16 protein-coding genes are annotated in these 18,023 nt (G+C 45.1%); 7 read left to right on the top strand and 9 right to left on the bottom strand.

Annotation, left to right across the window (positions count from 1 at the left end; all coding sequences use genetic code 11):
• Positions 1–924, top strand: coding sequence for a bifunctional riboflavin kinase/FAD synthetase (gene ribF / locus A3IE_RS0100140; RefSeq protein ID WP_020393533.1), 924 nt, complete (start codon positions 1–3; stop codon positions 922–924).
• Here ribF and A3IE_RS0100135 read toward each other — a convergent pair.
• Positions 921–1,940: a class 1 fructose-bisphosphatase gene (locus tag A3IE_RS0100135; RefSeq protein WP_020393532.1), complete on the bottom strand. Its 1,020-nt coding sequence runs from the start codon at positions 1,938–1,940 to the stop codon at positions 921–923. The two genes, ribF and A3IE_RS0100135, sit on opposite strands and share 4 nt — an antisense overlap.
• Positions 1,941–2,342: 402 nt before the next feature.
• Here A3IE_RS0100135 and A3IE_RS0100130 point away from each other — a divergent pair, with 402 nt between their 5' ends.
• From A3IE_RS0100130 to A3IE_RS0100120, 3 genes are read left to right on the top strand one after another with little or no spacing between them, the layout of a single operon-like run.
• Positions 2,343–2,954: a sigma-70 family RNA polymerase sigma factor gene (locus A3IE_RS0100130; protein ID WP_020393531.1), complete on the top strand. Its 612-nt coding sequence runs from the start codon at positions 2,343–2,345 to the stop codon at positions 2,952–2,954.
• Positions 2,955–2,970: 16 nt separating this feature from the next.
• On the top strand, positions 2,971–3,750 hold the full coding sequence (locus A3IE_RS0100125) for a hypothetical protein (RefSeq protein ID WP_020393530.1): 780 nt from the start codon (positions 2,971–2,973) through the stop codon (positions 3,748–3,750).
• A 59-nt stretch (positions 3,751–3,809) separates the two neighbouring features.
• Positions 3,810–5,150 carry a S8 family serine peptidase gene (locus tag A3IE_RS0100120; RefSeq protein ID WP_020393529.1) on the top strand — a complete coding sequence of 447 codons (1,341 nt, stop codon included), beginning with the start codon at positions 3,810–3,812 and terminating at the stop codon, positions 5,148–5,150.
• A 14-nt stretch (positions 5,151–5,164) separates the two neighbouring features.
• On the opposite strand, the gene hemF is transcribed toward A3IE_RS0100120, so the two are convergent.
• The 3 genes from hemF to A3IE_RS0100105 all read right to left on the bottom strand — a co-directional run bounded on the left by hemF (position 5,165) and on the right by A3IE_RS0100105 (position 8,715).
• Positions 5,165–6,082 (bottom strand): oxygen-dependent coproporphyrinogen oxidase, encoded by a 918-nt coding sequence (hemF, locus tag A3IE_RS0100115; RefSeq protein ID WP_020393528.1) that lies wholly within the window; start codon positions 6,080–6,082, stop codon positions 5,165–5,167.
• A gap of 50 nt (positions 6,083–6,132) precedes the next feature.
• The gene (locus A3IE_RS0100110; RefSeq protein ID WP_020393527.1) at positions 6,133–7,086 is read right to left on the bottom strand and encodes an AEC family transporter; all 954 of its coding nucleotides are present in this window, start codon (positions 7,084–7,086) and stop codon (positions 6,133–6,135) included.
• A 114-nt stretch (positions 7,087–7,200) separates the two neighbouring features.
• The gene (locus A3IE_RS0100105; protein ID WP_020393526.1) at positions 7,201–8,715 is read right to left on the bottom strand and encodes a B12-binding domain-containing radical SAM protein; all 1,515 of its coding nucleotides are present in this window, start codon (positions 8,713–8,715) and stop codon (positions 7,201–7,203) included.
• A 336-nt stretch (positions 8,716–9,051) separates the two neighbouring features.
• On the opposite strand from A3IE_RS0100105, the gene A3IE_RS0100100 reads away from it, so the two are divergent.
• Together A3IE_RS0100100 and A3IE_RS0100095 are read left to right on the top strand one after the other, a co-directional pair.
• Complete coding sequence (locus A3IE_RS0100100) at positions 9,052–9,444, top strand: 3D domain-containing protein (RefSeq protein ID WP_020393525.1); 393 nt, start codon at positions 9,052–9,054, stop codon at positions 9,442–9,444.
• A gap of 82 nt (positions 9,445–9,526) precedes the next feature.
• A complete protein-coding gene (locus A3IE_RS0100095; protein ID WP_020393524.1) occupies positions 9,527–10,234 on the top strand; it encodes a class I SAM-dependent methyltransferase in 708 nt (235 codons plus the stop codon).
• A 74-nt stretch (positions 10,235–10,308) separates the two neighbouring features.
• Here A3IE_RS0100095 and polA read toward each other — a convergent pair whose 3' ends face one another.
• Positions 10,309–13,062: a DNA polymerase I gene (gene polA / locus A3IE_RS0100090; protein ID WP_020393523.1), complete on the bottom strand. Its 2,754-nt coding sequence runs from the start codon at positions 13,060–13,062 to the stop codon at positions 10,309–10,311.
• A gap of 92 nt (positions 13,063–13,154) precedes the next feature.
• Entirely contained in the window at positions 13,155–13,964 is an 810-nt protein-coding gene (ppk2, locus tag A3IE_RS0100085) for a polyphosphate kinase 2 (RefSeq protein ID WP_245539162.1), read from the bottom strand.
• 457 nt (positions 13,965–14,421) lie between these two features.
• Here ppk2 and A3IE_RS0100080 point away from each other — a divergent pair, with 457 nt between their 5' ends.
• Complete coding sequence (locus tag A3IE_RS0100080; RefSeq protein WP_020393521.1) at positions 14,422–14,916, top strand: invasion associated locus B family protein; 495 nt, start codon at positions 14,422–14,424, stop codon at positions 14,914–14,916.
• Between the two features lie 45 nt (positions 14,917–14,961).
• Here A3IE_RS0100080 and A3IE_RS0100075 read toward each other — a convergent pair whose 3' ends face one another.
• Genes A3IE_RS0100075 through A3IE_RS0100065 form a run of 3 tightly spaced genes read right to left on the bottom strand, consistent with a single transcriptional unit; the run spans position 14,962 to position 17,794 of the window.
• Entirely contained in the window at positions 14,962–15,195 is a 234-nt protein-coding gene (locus tag A3IE_RS0100075) for a DUF6489 family protein (RefSeq protein WP_020393520.1), read from the bottom strand.
• 42 nt (positions 15,196–15,237) lie between these two features.
• On the bottom strand, positions 15,238–16,164 hold the full coding sequence (locus A3IE_RS0100070) for a DUF6929 family protein (RefSeq protein WP_020393519.1): 927 nt from the start codon (positions 16,162–16,164) through the stop codon (positions 15,238–15,240).
• Between the two features lie 7 nt (positions 16,165–16,171).
• Positions 16,172–17,794 carry an ABC-F family ATPase gene (locus A3IE_RS0100065; RefSeq protein WP_020393518.1) on the bottom strand — a complete coding sequence of 541 codons (1,623 nt, stop codon included), beginning with the start codon at positions 17,792–17,794 and terminating at the stop codon, positions 16,172–16,174.
• Between the last annotated feature and the right edge of the window lie 229 nt (positions 17,795–18,023).

Here is an 18,023-nt window from a genome sequence, read left to right as displayed (position 1 = left end):
ATGAAAATTTTGCGCCATCCCTCAAGTTTTGCCGCCTTAAACTCGGGCTGTGTTGCCACGATTGGCAATTTTGATGGCGTGCATTTGGGGCATCAGCAGGTTATTCAACAAGTCAAACAACAAGCTCAAGCGATGGGTTTACCTTCAGTGGTGATTAGTTTTGAGCCACTGCCCACAGAATATTTTGGTCGTGCCTTACCGCGTATTTATCCTTTGCGTGACAAAGCGATTCAATTAGCGGGTTTGGGCATCGATTATTTTGTTTGCCTAGCGTTTAACCGCGCCTTGGCTGACATGGCAGCAGAAGATTTCGTTACCGAGTTACTACTCCATAATCTGCAAGTCCGTTATTTGGTCGTCGGGGATGATTTTCGTTTTGGGCGCGGTCGTGCTGGCGATTATCGGATGCTACAAGAGCTGGGGGCTGGTGCAGGCATGCAGGTCGTCGATACGCCAACCTTTGTGTATGATGAGCAACGTGTGAGTAGTACGCGGATTCGCCAAGCTTTAGCTGAGCCCGATTTAGGTTTAGTAAAAAAATTATTGGGAGGCGCGTATGGTTTATCAGGTCGCGTGCGACACGGCGATAAGCGCGGGCGTACGATTAATTTTCCGACCTTAAACTTACGCATACCCGACTCGATTGCTTTAGCTAAAGGCGTTTATGCGGTGCTTATCTCAGGATTAGGCAAGCACACTTTAAAAGGCGTAGCGAATGTAGGTGCTCGTCCTACCGTCAATGGCGTCAATATGCGCTTAGAAACGCATGTATTTGATTTTAATGCACAAGTTTATCAAAAGCAGGTCTGCATTGAGCCAATCGCTTATCTCAGGCCAGAACAACGTTTTGAATCATTTGATGCCTTGAAAGCTCAAATTGTGCAAGATGCGGAGCAGGCGCGAAGCCTGCTCGCTGTGTATTAATCGTCGTTAGGGCGATGGTAGGAAACCACTAAATCAACTTCATTACGTGAGCCCTGAATAACAGGAATGCGTTGATGTAAACTGGTCGGTTGAATTTCCATTATGCGTTCGTAGCCCGTGTGAGCCATGCCGCCCGCTTGCTCAATAATAAAGCTCATGGGATTCGCCTCATACATCAAACGCAATTTACCGCCATTACTATCGTGGCGTACTCGCTCATCGAAAGGATAAGTGAAAATTCCGCCACGGGTTAAGATACGGTGAATTTCGGCGACCATTGCCGCCACCCAACGCATATTAAAGTTTTTGCCGCGCGGGCCATCTTTACCGGCTACGCACTCTTTAATATAACGCTTAATCGGTTCTTCCCAATAACGTTCATTCGACATATTAATCGCAAATTCTTGGGTATCGGCGGGAATTTGTACATTCTCACGGGTCAGAATAAATTCGCCACAATCACGATCTAGGGTAAACATATTCACCCCATTACCAGCCGTTAGTGCCATAATCGTTGACGGGCCGTATAAGCAATAGCCGGCAGCTACTTGGGTTACACCGGGTTGCAAGAAATCTTTTTCGGTGGGATTTCGTACGCCATTGGGCGCGCGTAAAATGGAGAAAATGGTACCCACCGACACGTTAATATCCATATTGGATGAGCCATCTAAAGGATCAAACAATACTAAATAACGACCACGGGGTTTGTTTTCCGGTAAATTATAAACCTCTTCCATTTCCTCCGAGGCTAAAGCAGCAGCATTACCATTATTTTGCAAGGCCTCGATGAAAATTTCGTTAGTAATAACGTCCATTTTCTTTTGTACTTCGCCTTGTACGTTTTCCGTGTTGGCTGAGCCTAAAACACCAACCAAAGCCCCTTTACTAGTGAGCGAAGCAATTTTTTTACAAGCCGTAGCAATGTCGTTCAAAACTCCGGTGAAATGACCACTAGCGCCGTAGCGGCGCTGTTCGTCGAGCATAAATTGCGTGAGTGTTATACCGATCCCATACATAGGTGTGCGTCCTAAAACAATAAAATCGTAAAAGCAAACGGAATGTTGGTTTGGCGAACCTTGCCGCTTGATGAATGTTCAAGAATAATAGCAAGCTCTGTTGAATAACGCGTATACATCTGAAGGTATAACACGTTAATAAAGCAACGGACTCCGAAGAGTCCGTCAAGTTTGCGAGGGAGTTTTATAATATTTGTGATGAATAATTCGGGTTAGCGTGGTGTGTGGTTTAGCAGATAAAAACAAATTAACCGCTAGATTGTTTGTTCATAACTGCTTGTCACGCTCCGACAATCGTGAGTCGTAATGACATTCTCAAGGGTTCACGTCAGTGAGAAAATTTTGTAACTATTTTTTTATCACGTAATTAAAACCAAAATAAGTTTCAAGGCGACGTAAATAATGATTGATTCACAGCATGATGATGAAGCGGGTACAGGTATAACAGCTCAACTGTCTGAAGATGTGCAGTTGTTGGAACGTGTAGCTCAGGGGGACCGAGTTGCGTTTAGTCAACTGTACCGCAAATATCAGCCACGTTTAGTAAGTTATTGTGCGCGTCTGTTAAAAGATGATGTAGCTCAAGCCGCTGATATTGTTGACGAAGCCTTATTTGATGTGTGGCGCTCGGCAAATCGTTTTGAAGGTAAATCAAAACCTTCGACTTGGATTTATTCGATAGCCCGCAACAAATTAATTTCTTGGCTACGTAAAACATCGGAAGTCACGCTCGATGATGATGCCATGGTGCTGGCAATGGTGGATCCCTCCGCTTCGCCTGAGCAAGCATGGATCGAAGATGATATGAAAAATCAATTATTACGTATGATGAATCATTTGACGGATGAACATCGGGATATCTTGAAGCTCACTTATTTTGAAGAAAAATCAGTGAAAGAAGTTTCGACCTTATTGGGGATCTCGGAAAACACCGTTAAAACACGCATGTTTTATGCCCGTAAGCGCCTAGGTCAAATGCTAGAGAAAGCGGGAATCATAGAGTTTGACAATTAACGATGGTCCACGAATTATGAATAATCAAGAATCAAAATTAGTTGATGAGGCAAGGTTACTACTCCCTTGGTCTTTAACGGGTCAACTCGACAAAGAAGAACAAGCCATCGTTGATGCCGCCTTAGAGGCTTCTACAGAATTACGTGTGGAATATGCCCAAGAAGAGCGTATGTTGCGCACGGTACGTGAAAATACTAGCCTACTGGAGTTATCCGCTATGGATACGACAGAGCTACGTTTAAATAAATTGCTTTCGCGTATTGATAAAGAACCTGCTCAAGCAGTGGCAAACGCAGTTGACGACGCAGCAACTAACTTATCGCCAGCTATTCCATCCACTTGGACTAAGCTTAAACAAACTTGGAACGCTTTGTGGCAAGGCTCAAGCGATGGCAGAACCACTTGGATGACACCCGCGAATGCTGTGTTAAGTGTATTAGTGCTTTCACAATTAGCTTTAGCGGGAATGTATCTAGTTAAGCCTACGAAAACAGAAACGCTTTATACCGTGGCTTCGGTTTCGTCTGAGCAAATGATTGAGAAAAATAAAGCCCTGTTTCTGATGGAGTTTGCGCCTCAGGCTCAGCATGGTGAAATTTGCGACTTCTTAAATCAATGGAATGCGCGTATTGTTTCAGGCCCAGCCGCTAATAACTTATTCATAGTGGCACTTTCTTTACCGAAAGAAACCGATAAAAATGCCTTGGCTGAGAAAATGATGAGTCCCTCACAAAATAAACCTTCGCCAGTGGTATTTGTTGGCCCACAATATATGGGTAAAGAGATCGTTAATTAAGAGTGATGAAGTAAGGCTTCATTGCTTTGGCATAAGATAGTGTTTAATTGGGATATTTTATGAAGCAGTGGGGTCAGAGTTTCGCTAGTGGATTGAGCGTGTTGTTCTTAGCGACAAGCGCAGCCACCGCACAATTATCTAATACAGAGCAAGCTACGGTTGTTCGCGGAGCAGGCAGTAGCAAGGCAAGCGCCGAAACCAGTTATAATTCACCCGCCTGCCAAATTTCGAGTGCTTGGTGTGTGGGTAGCCGTGCCAAAGCCCAAGTTGCACCCAACAAGCCCCAAAAGCCGGAATATTTAGAGAATGAGCTGTTATTGTTATATGACAATACCCAGCCGCAACACCTAGCGGATGAGGTCGTTCAACGTTACAAGCTTCGTGAAAAGCGCACGGATGAATTAGCGAGCCTAAAAACAAAAATGATTACGGCGGCGACGAATGGTCAAGATCCAGTCAAGCTTCGTCAAGCAATTAATGCCCAAGAAAAAAACGTACAAGCAAATTTAAGTAATCTTTATTATTCCACTACGATTAGCACTAAAACCACCACGATGGTAGGTGACTATCCTTTAGCACTGACCGGTGTTCCTTTAGCGCACCAACTGACGAAAGGGGAAGGTGTGAAAATCGGGATGATTGATACGCCGATTGATATTTTGCACCGTTCCTTAGATAACAGTCATGTGATGCGGGTGGAGCTTACGCCAGCCGGTAGTAAGCAAAATCAAGAACATGGCACGGAAATCGCCGGTGTTTTAATTAGCCAAAATCCGCGTATTGGTGTTGCGCCCGAAGCCTCTTTATATGCAGTGAGCGCGTTTGGTGCTGAGCCGGGGCAGCCTGCAAGCCGTGTCAGTACCGCTGCTATGGTGGCACGTGCTATTGATCAATGTATAAAAGAAAAAGTCGACATTTTAAATTTAAGTTTTGCCGGTGCAGAAGATAAGTTGGTGAGCGACATGCTACGCAAAGCCATGGATCAAGGCATTATCGTCGTGGCCTCAGCGGGCAATGGGGGACCTGATGCCAAACCTGCTTATCCAGCCGCGATGGACGGTGTCATTGCTGTCACCGCAGTCGATCAAAAAGAAAAGGTTTTCCGTGCCGCTAATCGGGGGAGCTATATTGATTTAGCGGCTCCAGGGGTGGATATTCTGACCACTTCCCCCGCTGGCGCTTTTAATGTCGTCAGTGGAACCTCAGTGGCTACTGCACATGTATCGGGTGTGATTGCCTTATTACTCTCCCTCAACCGTAGCGGTTTTAATCCGCAAATGCTGCAAGAAACCGCTACCGATTTGGGTGCTCCGGGGAAGGATAATGAATATGGCTATGGTTTATTAAATGTAAAAAATGCGCTCAAGGCAGTGGGTGCGGCGATACCTGAGACACCCTAAGCCCTGCAAAATGATTAACCACCATTAATCCAGTCGCGGGGGCGTAAGAAGTCAGTATAAAGTTTTGCTTCGGCTGATTCCGGTTCGGGTTGCCAGCTATAGCGCCATTTCACTAAGGGTGGGAGTGACATTAAAATCGATTCGGTACGTCCGCCCGATTGCAAGCCGAACAAGGTTCCACGGTCAAAGACCAAGTTGAATTCCACATAGCGGCCACGTCGATAGAGTTGAAAGTCGCGCTCACGTTCACCAAATGGCAGATTTTTGCGTTTTTGCACAATCGGGCGATAGGCTTTGATGTAGTGATCACCGATGCTGCGTAGGAACGCAAAGCTTTTTTCAAAACCCCATTCATTGAGATCATCGAAGAACAAACCACCAATGCCGCGTGGTTCTTGGCGGTGTTTTAAATAGAAATAGTCATCACACCATGTTTTGTAACGTGGATAAACGTCTGTCCCAAAGGGATCACAGGCCGATTTTGCGGTCTGGTGCCATGCTACACAATCTTCTTCAAAGCCATAATAAGGGGTCAAGTCAAAGCCACCCCCGACCCACCACACGGGTTCTTCACCTTCTTTCTCTGCCATGAAAAAGCGCACATTGGCGTGAGAAGTGGGAATATAAGGATTGTTAGGGTGAATAACTAAGGAAACACCCATAGCCTGAAAACCACGCCCGGCTAATTCGGGACGTGCTGCGCTAGCTGAAGGGGGTAAGGTAGAGCCAAAGACATGCGAGAAATTGACGCCACCTTGTTCAAATACGGCACCTTGGGTTAACACACGGGTACGCCCACCGCCGCCACCCTCACGTTGCCAATTATCTTCTTCAAAACTAGCTTTACCATCTTCTGCGCTTAATTGTGTGCAAATGTCATCTTGCAAAGCCAGTAGGTAGGCTTTAACCGCGTTAATATCCGGTGAGTCCATGTGAAAATTCCTCAAAAATGCTTGGTGCTAGTGTAGCGATATTTGCTGGCTTACATAAGCTGCCAGCTTTTGAGAATCATAATGCCAAGGCTGGTGGACACTAATGATCCTAGTGTGGTGAGAGCAATAATATTGGCCGCTAAATTAGCATTACCGCCCATTGCGCGTACCATCACATAACTAGCAGCCGCAGTGGGAGCGAAGGCCATCAGCATAATAATGCCCATATCAATACCACGAAAACCGACTAGGTAAGCACCTATACCAAATAGTGTCGGTACAAGCGCTAATTTTGCTAGGCTTGCGCCGATGGTATTCCCCATAGCTTGTTGAAGTGACCTGAAATTGAGTGTGGCACCCGTACACAATAAAGCTAACGGTAGCGCTAAGTTGGCTAAGTAATCACCTGCTTTTAAGACTACGGCGGGCAAATGCCATTGAAAGTATGAAAAGGGGAGTGCCAGTAAAATACCAATAATCAAAGGGTTGGTGGCAATGCCTTTAGCGATAGCATTGATTGGGCTAGCACCTTTGTGCAGGGAGCGGCTCAAGGTGATGACAGAGAGAATATTGAACAGAATCGTGATAATGCCTAGATAAAGCGAAGCCGCGCCAATCGCCGTTTGTCCATAAGCGTTCACGCAATAAGCCAAGCCGATAATGCCCATATTGGAGCGGAAGGCGCCTTGAACAAAAACACCGCGATCGTGTGAGGGTTTGACAAAAAAGTAGCTAATGAATTCTAAGAGGACATAACTGATGAGGGTTGCCACAATGCCATAAGCAACGATGGCAACGTTCGCACTTTGATCGAATTGGGTTTTACTGATGCTCATGAATAAGAGAATCGGCAAGCTCACATTAAACACTAATTTTGAGCCGCCCTCGATAAAACTTTCGCTTAATAAGCCGATGCGTTTGAACACTATACCGAGGACAAGAACAATAAAAGTCGGTCCTGTAACCGTGAGCGCAAAGGCAAACGAGGCTAGAAATTCGTTCATGATGGTCTGGTGGTGCGGTAAAGCAGCGCACTGTACGCCGCTTGTTTGAGCGGGGCAATAGTTGGCTCTGATTAGTACACGAACTTTGTGCGCCAATACAGGCAGTTGGTTTATTTAAGCGGGCAGGTTTCTTCTTTGCCGCTGATGGCGAGCATCTTTCACACCTTTCTGTTCCTGATACAAGACTTGCCCTTCCAGAAAAGGAATAGCACCTTTTTGGCCTGTTTTTGCATAATCTGCTAACAACGCTTTTTCCAAACGGTCGCGCGGAATCTGCAAATGCTCTAAAGCAATTTCATGGACTAACTTAAATAAGCGTGGCAAAGCAATTTGATGGGTCTGCTGTGAGCGCTGATAAAGCTGCTCACTTAAAAGCCAGAAACGCGCAAAGGGATTGTCGCCTAGTAATAAAGGCCGTGTTTGTTCGAAGCGCCCTGAATTGCCAATCATATCCCAATAACGTGCAAACCGATTCATTTGCTGCACGGTAGTAAAATCAATGACGCTATTTTTCAGAATATTATAAGGAGGCCGTGGGTTATAAACCATTTGTGAGTCTTGCGTGTGGCGTATAATCGGTGCGCCACGCAGGCGTTTCAAAATGCCGACTTGAATTTCGTGTGGATTCAAAGCAATGAGCCGATTAAAACCTTGGGCAAAACTGTCTAAGGTTTCTTCAGGCAAGCCAAAAATTAAATCGGTATGTAAGTGCGCATGACTTTGCTCGCGCAACCAACGCAAATTTTCTTCTGACTTGGCATTATCTTGTTTACGACTAATGATTTTTTGTATTTCAGGATTAAATGTTTGAATGCCAATCTCAAATTGCAGGCTACCCGCTGGAAATTGTTGGATCTTGGTTTTTAGCGCCTCGGGCAAATGATCCGGAATAAGCTCGAAATGCAAAAAGGTTTTTTCATCCAAACGTGCTAGAAAGAAATCGAGAATCGCGAGCGTTGTAGTAATTTTGAGATTAAACGTACGATCAACAAATTTAAAATGGCGTAAGCCACGTTGCCACAGTTGATCCATTGCTGTTAAGAAGTTTTCGAGTTCAAAAGGCCAAGCAGTCTTATCCAACGCGGATAGACAAAATTCGCATTTAAAAGGACAACCACGCGATGCCTCGACATACACAAAGCGATTTTGAAGATCCTCATCTGTGTATAAGGCATAAGGGAGCTGAAGCTGATCAAGCGGGGGGCTAATTGCGCGGATGATCTTTTCGGGGGGCGGATTGCCCTCTAATAATTGCCCACATAATTCGCGAAAGTTAATCTCACCCGAACCACAAATGACATAATCGGCTAAGTGCACAATGGCTTGTTCTTCGGCTTCGTAGCTCACTTCGGGGCCGCCTAGAACAATATAAATCTCGGGGGCAAGAGCCTTGAGTAGCGCGACGACTTCCGTTGTTTCGACACTATTCCAGATATAAACACCCAATCCGACGATTTTGGCTTGCTGAGCTAAGATTTGCTCCACGATATCTATCGGACGCATCGCAATAGTGAATTCTAGGATGCTGGCATTTGCCTGAAATTTGCCCAAATTAGCCAATAAGTAGCGCAATCCTAGGGATGAGTGGTTATAACGCGCATTCAGTGTGCTCAGTAGAATATCGGGCATGGTTGACAAAATTCATGGGTAAAAAAAACTAATCTTAGCAGATTAATGGTATTTTTGATCGAAAAAAGCGAATGATTGACTCTTTTACTCGTGTTTCTGATAAGCGTTGTTGCGCTGCACTAAAGGCGCTGCCTCTTGCTTCTAGGCTAAATGATAAATGAATCTGGTGCTAATTTAATCAAATAAATCATACCTTTAGGGGCTTGGCAGTCATCTAAAAAATGGCCGCTTGTGACGTTTAAATGAAAAAAATCCTATGATACAGTCGTCTCTGATTTTTGGTGAGCAGTGTGGTGCTTGCTAAAATCGCTTTATAAACAACATATTAGAACCCATATGAGAAAACTAAGCCATTTTCTGGCGTTAGTTGTGGTGAGCTTTGCTTGTGTAAGCGCCTCCGCAGCCGCCGAAAAGACTGGGAAACGTAGTTTGGTTGTAACAGCGACTGCCTACAATTCCTTATCCTCTCAAACGGACTCCTCTCCAAGTGTTACTGCTTGGGGCTACCAATTAACCCCTGGAGTCAAAGCCATCGCAGTTTCCCGTGACCTTTTGCATCAATACGGCTTAAAACATCGAGATAAAGTACGTATTAGTGGCATGAACGGTGAATTTGTGGTTCTCGACAAAATGCACGCCCGTTGGAAAAAGAAGATTGATATATATATGGGTGATGACAGTAGAAAGGCACAGCGCTTTGGTCGAAGAAATGTCACCATAAAATGGTAATAAAAAAGCCTGCCTCGTGCGGGCTTTTTTATGACTATCCGCTTATCATGTGGCGACATTAAGTTTGTCGCTGAGAACATTTATGCAATTCCAAAGCCCACAAGCTCAAGTACTTTGCAGTGAATTAGAGCTGATTCGCCAACATTTAACTTTAGCAGACACCACCGTACTAGAATTAGGTTGTGGTACGGCTCGTATCACCCGTTTACTGGCTGAGCAATTTCCTATCAAGCGTTTAATTGCCACTGAGGTAGATGCGCGTCAGCACGAAAAAAATCTAGCTAGCCACTATCCCACGACGATTGAGTTTCGCTCGGGTGGCGCCCAAGCGATTGACCTGCCCGATAATAGTGTTGATGTCGTGTTTATGTTCAAATCCTTGCACCACGTCCCCTTACCTTTACTGGATCAGTCGCTCAAAGAAATCGCCCGCGTCTTAAAAGCTAATGGCATAGCTTGGATTTTAGAGCCGGTCTACGCAGGTGCTTTCAATGAAATTTTACGTTTATTTCATGATGAAAAAGTAGTGCGTGAGGCGGCATTTCACGCTGTGAAACGCGCGGTCGACACGGGGATTTTTAGCTTAGACAAACAGATATTTTGCCATACGGATACGCGATTTGCGGATTTCGCGGAGTTTGAGCAACGTATTTTGAACGTGACGCATACTGAGCATCGTTTAAGTAATGAGCTTTATCAAACAGTGAAGCGACAATTTGAAGCTCATAGGGGTACTGACGGTGCAAGATTCGACAATCCGATTAGAGTGGATGTGCTGCGCAAAGTCTGAAGTTTAGCGCTTAGCATAAACTTGTTTTCCGATTATGCCCCTAAAAGCTTGGTGCACATTAAATCAGTGTTGATTTAGTGTGCTTCCTCCCAGTTCTCGCCAACGCCACTCTCCACCAACAATGGCACACTTAAGGTGGCTGCATGAACCATTAATTCCGTGATCACTTGCCGCGTTTCATCCAACTCCGCTTCAGGCACTTCAAATACCAGTTCATCATGTACTTGTAGAATCATACGCGCACCGGATTTGTGGCTCCGCAACCACGTATCCACCGAGATCATTGCCATTTTAATAATATCGGCTGCTGTCCCTTGCATCGGTGCATTAATGGCGGCACGTTCAGCCGCCTGACGGCGCTGGGCATTGCGCGCGCGGATTTCAGGTAGGAACAAGCGCCGTCCGAATAAGGTTTCTACATAAGCTTGGGCTTGAGCCTGTTCGCGGGTACGTTCCATATAAGCTTTCACGTCAGGATAGCGTGCAAAGTAAAGATTTACATAAAGCTGTGCCTCAGAACGATCAATTCCTAATTGGCGCGCGAGACCAAACGCCGACATGCCATAAATCAAGCCAAAGTTAATCGCTTTGGCCGCACGGCGCTGATCATTAGTAAGCTTGTCTAATGGTGTATTAAAGACTTCCACCGCCGTTGCACGATGAATATCTTTGCCTTGTGCGAAGGCATCCAGCAAGCCTTTATCGCCTGACAAATGCGCCATAATGCGTAATTCGATCTGAGAATAGTCCAGTGCCAGTAGTTTGTAGCCTGGCTCAGCAATGAAAGCACGCCGAATCCGACGACCTTCTTCACTGCGAATTGGAATATTTTGCAGATTAGGATCGGTAGAAGATAAACGCCCCGTTGCCGCGCCCGTTTGTTGGTAGGAAGTATGAACACGTCCGGTGTTGGGGTTTATTTGCTCGGGCAATTTATCGGTATAGGTCGATTTTAATTTGCTCAGACTGCGATATTCCAACAACAACTTGGGTAATTCGTGACCTTGATCGGCCAACTCTTCCAACACATTTACATCGGTGGAGGCTTGTCCGGTCGAGGTTTTTTGTACAATAGGCAATCCCAATTTATCGAACAAAATCTCTTGGAGTTGCTTCGGTGAGTTGAGATTGAACGCTTGCCCTGCCAGCGCGTAAGCCTGCTTATTCATTTCGCTGAGCCGCTGTTCAAGTTCTTGGCTTTGTTGGGCGAGCAGTTTTGCGTCAATTTTAACGCCAGTCCGCTCCATGGTGGAGAGTACACGAATCAGTGGCATTTCAAGACTTTGGTAGAGTTTACGCTGATCGTCCAAGGCTTGTAATTGCGGCCAAAAATATTGGTGTAAGCGCAGTGTCATATCGGCATCTTCAGCCGCATAGGTACTGGCTTGCTCGATACCAACTTGATTAAACGTTAATTGTTTTTTGCCTTTGCCCGCAATATCTTCGAAATGAATAGTGGTGTGATGGAGATGCTTTTCGCACAAACTATCCATACCATGCTCTTCGTTGGAATCCAGTACATAGGACTCCAGCATGGTGTCATGTGCCAAACCTTGTAATTCAATGCCATGATTCAATAGTACATTGCGGTCATACTTCAGGTTTTGCCCAATCTTGTGTAAAGCCTCGTCTTCTAAATAAGGTTTTAAGAAAGCTAAAGTGGCCTCGCGATTCAGTTGGGGTGGTGCGCCTAAATAATTATGGGCTAAGGGTAAATAAGCGGCTTTACCGGCTTGAATAGCAAACGATACACCAACAATTTCAGCCTCCATATAATTCAAGCTGGTTGTTTCGGTATCGAAAGAAAATTCGCCTGCTTCTCGAATAAGCTTAAGCCAATGCTCCAATGCCTCTTGCGTGAAAATAGTTTGATAATCGACTTTGGAACTAGCTATTGTCGTTTTTTCTAAAGGCTCAATTTCGTCGAACATCTCGAAAGGATCAGCTAACGGTTTTTTAGCTGCAAGCGTCGTTTCTTTGCCTAAACTGCGTAAACGAGTACTGAATTCATAACGCGTATAAAGCTCACGCAATTTCTCATTATTGGGCGCAGCAAGTTTTAAGTCGTCTGGATCCAGTTCTAGCTGAACATCACATTTAATCGTGACGAGCTGATAAGAAAGTGGTAAATGTGTTAAAGCAGCGCGTAGATTTTCCCCCACTTTGCCACCAAATTTCTCGGCATTCGCCATAATATTTTCCAGCGAACCATATTCACTAATCCATTTCGCCGCTGTTTTGGGACCCACTTTTTCTACACCAGGGACATTGTCTACGGTGTCACCCATCAGGGCTAAATAATCGCGAATTTGATCTGGCCTGACGCCAAATTTTTCTATGATTCCTGCGGGATCAGCGTAAGTATTGCTCATGGTATTGATTAAGTGCACTCGCTCATCGACCAATTGCGCCATGTCTTTATCACTGGTGGAGATAAGTACTGCGCCTTGATGTTCGCTAGCGAGTGTACCAATTACATCATCGGCCTCTACACCTGCAACCATGAGCAAGGGGTAACCTTGGGCACGAATGATTTCCAATAAGGGTTCGAATTGGCTACGCAATTCATCAGGCATGGGCGGGCGATTGGCTTTATAGTTGGGATATAAATCATCACGGAAGGTTTTGCCTGAGGCATCAAATACCACGGCCATCAAGTCTGGCTCGTAATCTTTGCGTAGCTTGTCCAGCATATTTAATACGCCGTGCATAGCGCCTGTGGGTTCACCACGTGAGTTAGTTAGTACACGTAAGTTAGGCACATAAAAGGCGCGGAACAGATAAGACGAGCCGTCAACAAGAATTAGTGGTTTGGTAGTAGTGGTCATAGCAAAGCAAACGTTTGGACTAATGACCGAAGCTTAGCGGGGTTTGGCTAAGGGAGCGAGAACAATTCACTCCCTTATGGGAATCAAGCGCTTTATAAATCGCCCATAATATTCGCACGACCGACAATCAACGGGTCAATCGCAAGAATATTGGAAGGATCTTTGCCTGTGTAGTGCATTTTGTGCAGCACATAACGCATGGCATTGAGACGTGCCCGCTTTTTACAATCAGATTTCACAATGGTCCACGGTGCTTCTGCAGTATCACTGTGGAAGAACATAGCTTCTTTCGCTGCGGTATAGTCCTCCCATTTATCCAAGGAAGCTAAGTCGATCGGGCTGAGTTTCCATTGCTTAAGTGGATGGATTTTGCGCTCTTCAAAACGGCGACGTTGTTCGGCACGGCTAACGGAGAACCAGAATTTAATTAAATGCACACCGCTTGAGACTAAATGACGTTCAAATTCAGGCACTTGGCGCATAAAATCATCATATTGTTTATCAGTGCAAAAACCCATGACACGCTCAACGCCCGCGCGGTTGTACCAAGAACGGTCAAATAACACGATTTCACCGGCTGTAGGGAGGTTTTGCACATAACGTTGGAAATACCACTGGCCTTGTTCTGCGGTGGTAGGCTTTTCCAAAGCCACTACGCGTGCACCACGGGGATTAATGTGCTCCATGAAGCGTTTAATCGTTCCACCCTTACCAGCAGCGTCGCGGCCTTCGAATAAAATAACTACTTTTTGACCGGTTTCACGTACCCATGCTTGCCACTTCAGCAATTCGACTTGCAGCATATATTTTTGTTTTTCATAGGTTTTGCGTGACAAGCGATTTTTATAAGGATAAACCGCAGAACGCCAATTCTCGACTAATTCTTCATCCTTATTTATCATAGAGCGGTGTGCCTTGGGATCATTCCAACGCGCAATCGCCACTTTTAGTACCTCAGCATCATCGGGTGATGCACCTTCTAGCATAGCCTCCAACTTTTGAATCATATCGGCGGCAATCGCTTGATCTGCATGTTTCGCTTGAGCCAAAATGCTTTCCGTGGCTGCTAGTTTGGCATGTTGTGCAGCGCTGACAGCTTGTGTGGCGGTAAAGGCGTTTATAGCATCTTGTTGCACTGTATCGACTGAACTTGGATTGGTTGACGCGCCTTGCTTGAGATTCTCTTGATCCATCACTGAACTCCACCACTTATTGAAATGTCTTACTCTAATCATAGAGATTTAGTCAGAAAACTATCTTGACGAATGTCAAAAGGATAGTCCTGCCGGAATAGGCTAGAATGCTATTATACTATTGATAGATCATGAAATTTAAAAGTCAAAAAGACGGGAGCGGTTTATGTTGAAAACAACCAAACAATGGGCTGGTTTATTGCTGTTATGTGCATTCAGTAGCACTACTTGGGCTGCTGCACAAGCAGGGCAGCGGTTTGGTGACTGGGGCGTGCAATGTGAAGCCTCTCCGGATAACAAGCAACTTTGCTATTTACAACAAGTATTGTCGGAAAAAGGTAAAAAGCAGCCCCTGATGGTGACTGTATTGGGTTACGGACAGGGAAAACAATTTCCTACCGCGATTTTCGAATTGCCGAAAGGGATTGATATTAAAAAGGGCGTACAGCTCAAAGTGGATAATAATCCACCCGTTGGCTTTGGTGGCGTCTGTAATGCCCAAGGCTGCCGTGCAGGATTTACCTTAGATAATAAAATGTTCCAACAACTCACGCATGGCAAGCGGGCTTTATTAGCTTATCGCCCAGCCCCGAATAAAGAGCCGGTAATTTTCCCCGTGTCGCTCAATGGTTTGCAAAACGGTTTAAAAGCGGTGAAGTAATCGAATGGGTTAGCCCCTCTGTAAAAAGAGGGGCGTCTAAACGCGTTAGTTTTTGCTAGAAGAGAATAGATTAAAAGCATCCATCCATTTTTTAGCAAATTCAGTATTATTCATAATAGAAGCTTGAAATAAGTTCATGGGATCAAAGCCCTCTGCCCCTGCGGTCAGCTTTTCCATCATTTTCGTCATGACCTGTTGATTAAATTCTTGTACATCCGGCAAACCGACCAAGCGGCGCACTTCTTCAGGCGTCATATCAATGTCAACCTTTATATTCATACCTGCTCTCCTCAACGGAATGAATTCTATTTTAATTAAGTATTAAAATGGGTAGCCATCTAATAGGGACTCTAATAAAACGGCTGGTTGGTTGGGATCATCTGCATCAGTTACTAAAAGTAAACGAAGCTTATCGCCCTCAACGCTTACAGATACCCCTTCGATTTTATAGCGATTATCTAATGGTATTAGATGTTCTAGCTTACCCTGTGCACTGATTACACCAAGCGCTGCTGCCACTAATACACCATCTGCATAACTATTATCAGTGTCCTCTGCCACAGCTGAAAATACCCAACCCCCACCAAGCAAAGGGCTAGCATCGGTAAAGCATAAGGGTACATCATGGACATTTCCTAGATCATAAGGGCGAATCTCCCTTATCAAATCGGCATTGAGTTGTTGCTGTGTCAAAGCAGCTAGGCTAGCTTGCAAATCCAAAAGAATACAAGCATTTTTATTATGTTCGGACTTATTCCCACGCTGTAATAGATTCAGATGTTGATTAACAAATGCGCCTTCAATATTTAGGTCAGTAAATTGTTCGGCTAATTGTTCATACAAAGGACTTAAATCAATGATGAGCGGCGCAGTATTAATTGAACCATCTATTGCCAAACCTAATAGCACGGCTCTGCGACGATGTTTCTTCGACCCCGACCCCATGGCTAATAGAGCACCGTGTGGATAATTGCTAAAAGCAGGTAGTAAAGTTAAAACTTCAAAATCAGGTTTTTGTTTTTTACGTTCCTTAGCATCATTTGGTAAATCACCGTCTACTAAGCGTAACAAGCGTCCAGATGCAGATTGGATACGAGAGAAAATGCCTAAATGATTTTCATCATCTGCGACAACATACAAATAATCGCCTACGCTGACTAAACCGCTGGCGGCTGACAAAAAAAGCGGGCGACCAGCTTGAGTTGGCTCAGTTAAATCTAAGTGACGTAATACCTTAAGTTGCAACATAGGTGCCTTATTCTAAGCCTTGGCTGCTTAAGTACTCATCATATGTGCCACGATAATCCACAATCCGCCCATCTCCTTTCACATCGAAAATCCGAGTGGCTAAGGAACTGACGAATTCGCGATCATGTGACACGAAAATGAGTGTCCCATCATAACGCGCTAGCGCACCATTCAGCGACTCGATGGATTCCATATCCAAGTGGTTGGTTGGCTCATCCATTAGCATCACATTAGTACGTGACAGCATCATGCGCCCAAAGATCATCCGGCCTTTTTCACCACCCGATAAAACTTTTACTGCCTTCTTAACGGTATCACCACCAAATAATAAGCGACCTAGCGTACCACGTATTTGCGTTTCCGCATCTTCACCTTCATAGCCTTCTTTGCGTACATATTCCGCAATCCAGTCGGTGAGTGAACGATCACTTTTGAATTCATCCTCATGATCTTGATCATACGAGGAAATACGTACTTTCTCCGCCCATTTGATCGTACCTTTTTGCGGCTGCAAATGACCTTGCAACAGTTTTATCAGTGTCGTTTTACCCACGCCGTTTTCACCGATAATGGCGACTTTTTCACCCGATTCAATAGTAAAGCTGAAATTTTTAGCAATCGGTTTATCGGAACCTTCATAAGCGAAGTTTAGATTCTCCACCTCGACGGCAAAACGATGCAAACGTTCTTTTTCATCATATTCAAAACGAATCCAAGGATATTGACGACTAGACGGTTTGATGTCTTCCGGCTTAAGTTTTTCAATCAATTTGCGGCGGCTAGTGGCTTGTTTGGCTTTGGATTTATTTGCTGAGAAGCGGCGCACGAAATCTTGTAGCTCCAAAATCCTTTCTTTAGCCTTGGCATTCGCATTGGCTTGGCGTTCACGCGCCATTGTTGCCGCTTCCATGAATTCATCGTAGTTACCCGGATACACCTGAATCTTGCCGTAGTCCAAGTCAGCGGTATGCGTACAAACTTGGTTCAAGAAGTGCCGGTCATGCGAAATAATAATCATAGTCGAGTTACGATTATTCAAAGTCTCTTCCAGCCAACGAATCGTATTAATATCAAGGTTGTTGGTGGGTTCGTCCAAGAGCAGAATGTCTGGATTCGCAAATAAGGCTTGGCATAATAGTACGCGCAATTTCCAACCCGGTGCTACTTCGCGCATCGGGCCATTGTGTTGCTCCACCGGAATACCTACTGCAAGCAATAATTCACCGGCGCGTGCTTCAGCGGTATAGCCGTCCATTTCTGCGAATTGTCCTTCCAATTCAGCCGCACGCATATAATCATCTTCGCTGGCCTCAGGATTGGCATAAATTGCATCTTTTTCCGACATGATTTTCCACATGTCTTCGTGCCCCATCATGACCACATCCAACACCCGCATTTCTTCGTAGGCGAATTGGTCTTGACGCAGATAGGCCATACGTTCGGTGCTATCTTTAGAGACATTGCCGAAGCTTGGCTCTAACTGACCGCAGAGAATTTTCATGAATGTTGACTTGCCCGCGCCATTCGCGCCAATCAAGCCATAGCGATTTCCATCGCCAAATTTGACAGAAACATTTTCAAACAGCGGCTTAGCACCAAACTGCATGGTGATATTGGCAGCAACCAGCATGGGAAGAACCTCTTAGATAAATCAGATACGCTACGTCCTAGGGTGGCGCAGCAAAATAGTCGGGTATGGTAGCAGTTTTGGGGCAGGGGTGCAGTAGGTGAGTTGCTATCGCAGCATACCGATTTGTAAGATAAAAAGCCTATATGTTCAGCTATAACCAAGTTGCCAGCTAGCCCAAAGGCAGTCTATGGCAAAGGCTTTGTCTGAGGTTCGTTAACCACACAGACAA

Origin of the sequence: Thiolinea disciformis DSM 14473 (assembly GCF_000371925.1) — a bacterium.
GTDB lineage: Bacteria > Pseudomonadota > Gammaproteobacteria > Thiotrichales > Thiotrichaceae > Thiolinea > Thiolinea disciformis.
This window is presented reverse-complemented; position numbering and strand designations above follow the sequence as displayed.

Bases quoted from the DNA above. Each gene is read 5' to 3' on its own strand.
- ribF (WP_020393533.1), top strand. From the start codon at position 1: ATGAAAATTTTGCGCCATCCCTCAAGTTTTGCCGCCTTAAACTCGGGC.
- A3IE_RS0100135 (WP_020393532.1), bottom strand. From the start codon at position 1,940: ATGTATGGGATCGGTATAACACTCACGCAATTTATGCTCGACGAACAG.
- A3IE_RS0100130 (WP_020393531.1), top strand. From the start codon at position 2,343: ATGATTGATTCACAGCATGATGATGAAGCGGGTACAGGTATAACAGCT.
- A3IE_RS0100125 (WP_020393530.1), top strand. From the start codon at position 2,971: ATGAATAATCAAGAATCAAAATTAGTTGATGAGGCAAGGTTACTACTC.
- A3IE_RS0100120 (WP_020393529.1), top strand. From the start codon at position 3,810: ATGAAGCAGTGGGGTCAGAGTTTCGCTAGTGGATTGAGCGTGTTGTTC.
- hemF (WP_020393528.1), bottom strand. From the start codon at position 6,082: ATGGACTCACCGGATATTAACGCGGTTAAAGCCTACCTACTGGCTTTG.
- A3IE_RS0100110 (WP_020393527.1), bottom strand. From the start codon at position 7,086: ATGAACGAATTTCTAGCCTCGTTTGCCTTTGCGCTCACGGTTACAGGA.
- A3IE_RS0100105 (WP_020393526.1), bottom strand. From the start codon at position 8,715: ATGCCCGATATTCTACTGAGCACACTGAATGCGCGTTATAACCACTCA.
- A3IE_RS0100100 (WP_020393525.1), top strand. From the start codon at position 9,052: ATGAGAAAACTAAGCCATTTTCTGGCGTTAGTTGTGGTGAGCTTTGCT.
- A3IE_RS0100095 (WP_020393524.1), top strand. From the start codon at position 9,527: ATGCAATTCCAAAGCCCACAAGCTCAAGTACTTTGCAGTGAATTAGAG.
- polA (WP_020393523.1), bottom strand. From the start codon at position 13,062: ATGACCACTACTACCAAACCACTAATTCTTGTTGACGGCTCGTCTTAT.
- ppk2 (WP_245539162.1), bottom strand. From the start codon at position 13,964: ATGATAAATAAGGATGAAGAATTAGTCGAGAATTGGCGTTCTGCGGTT.
- A3IE_RS0100080 (WP_020393521.1), top strand. From the start codon at position 14,422: ATGTTGAAAACAACCAAACAATGGGCTGGTTTATTGCTGTTATGTGCA.
- A3IE_RS0100075 (WP_020393520.1), bottom strand. From the start codon at position 15,195: ATGAATATAAAGGTTGACATTGATATGACGCCTGAAGAAGTGCGCCGC.
- A3IE_RS0100070 (WP_020393519.1), bottom strand. From the start codon at position 16,164: ATGTTGCAACTTAAGGTATTACGTCACTTAGATTTAACTGAGCCAACT.
- A3IE_RS0100065 (WP_020393518.1), bottom strand. From the start codon at position 17,794: ATGCTGGTTGCTGCCAATATCACCATGCAGTTTGGTGCTAAGCCGCTG.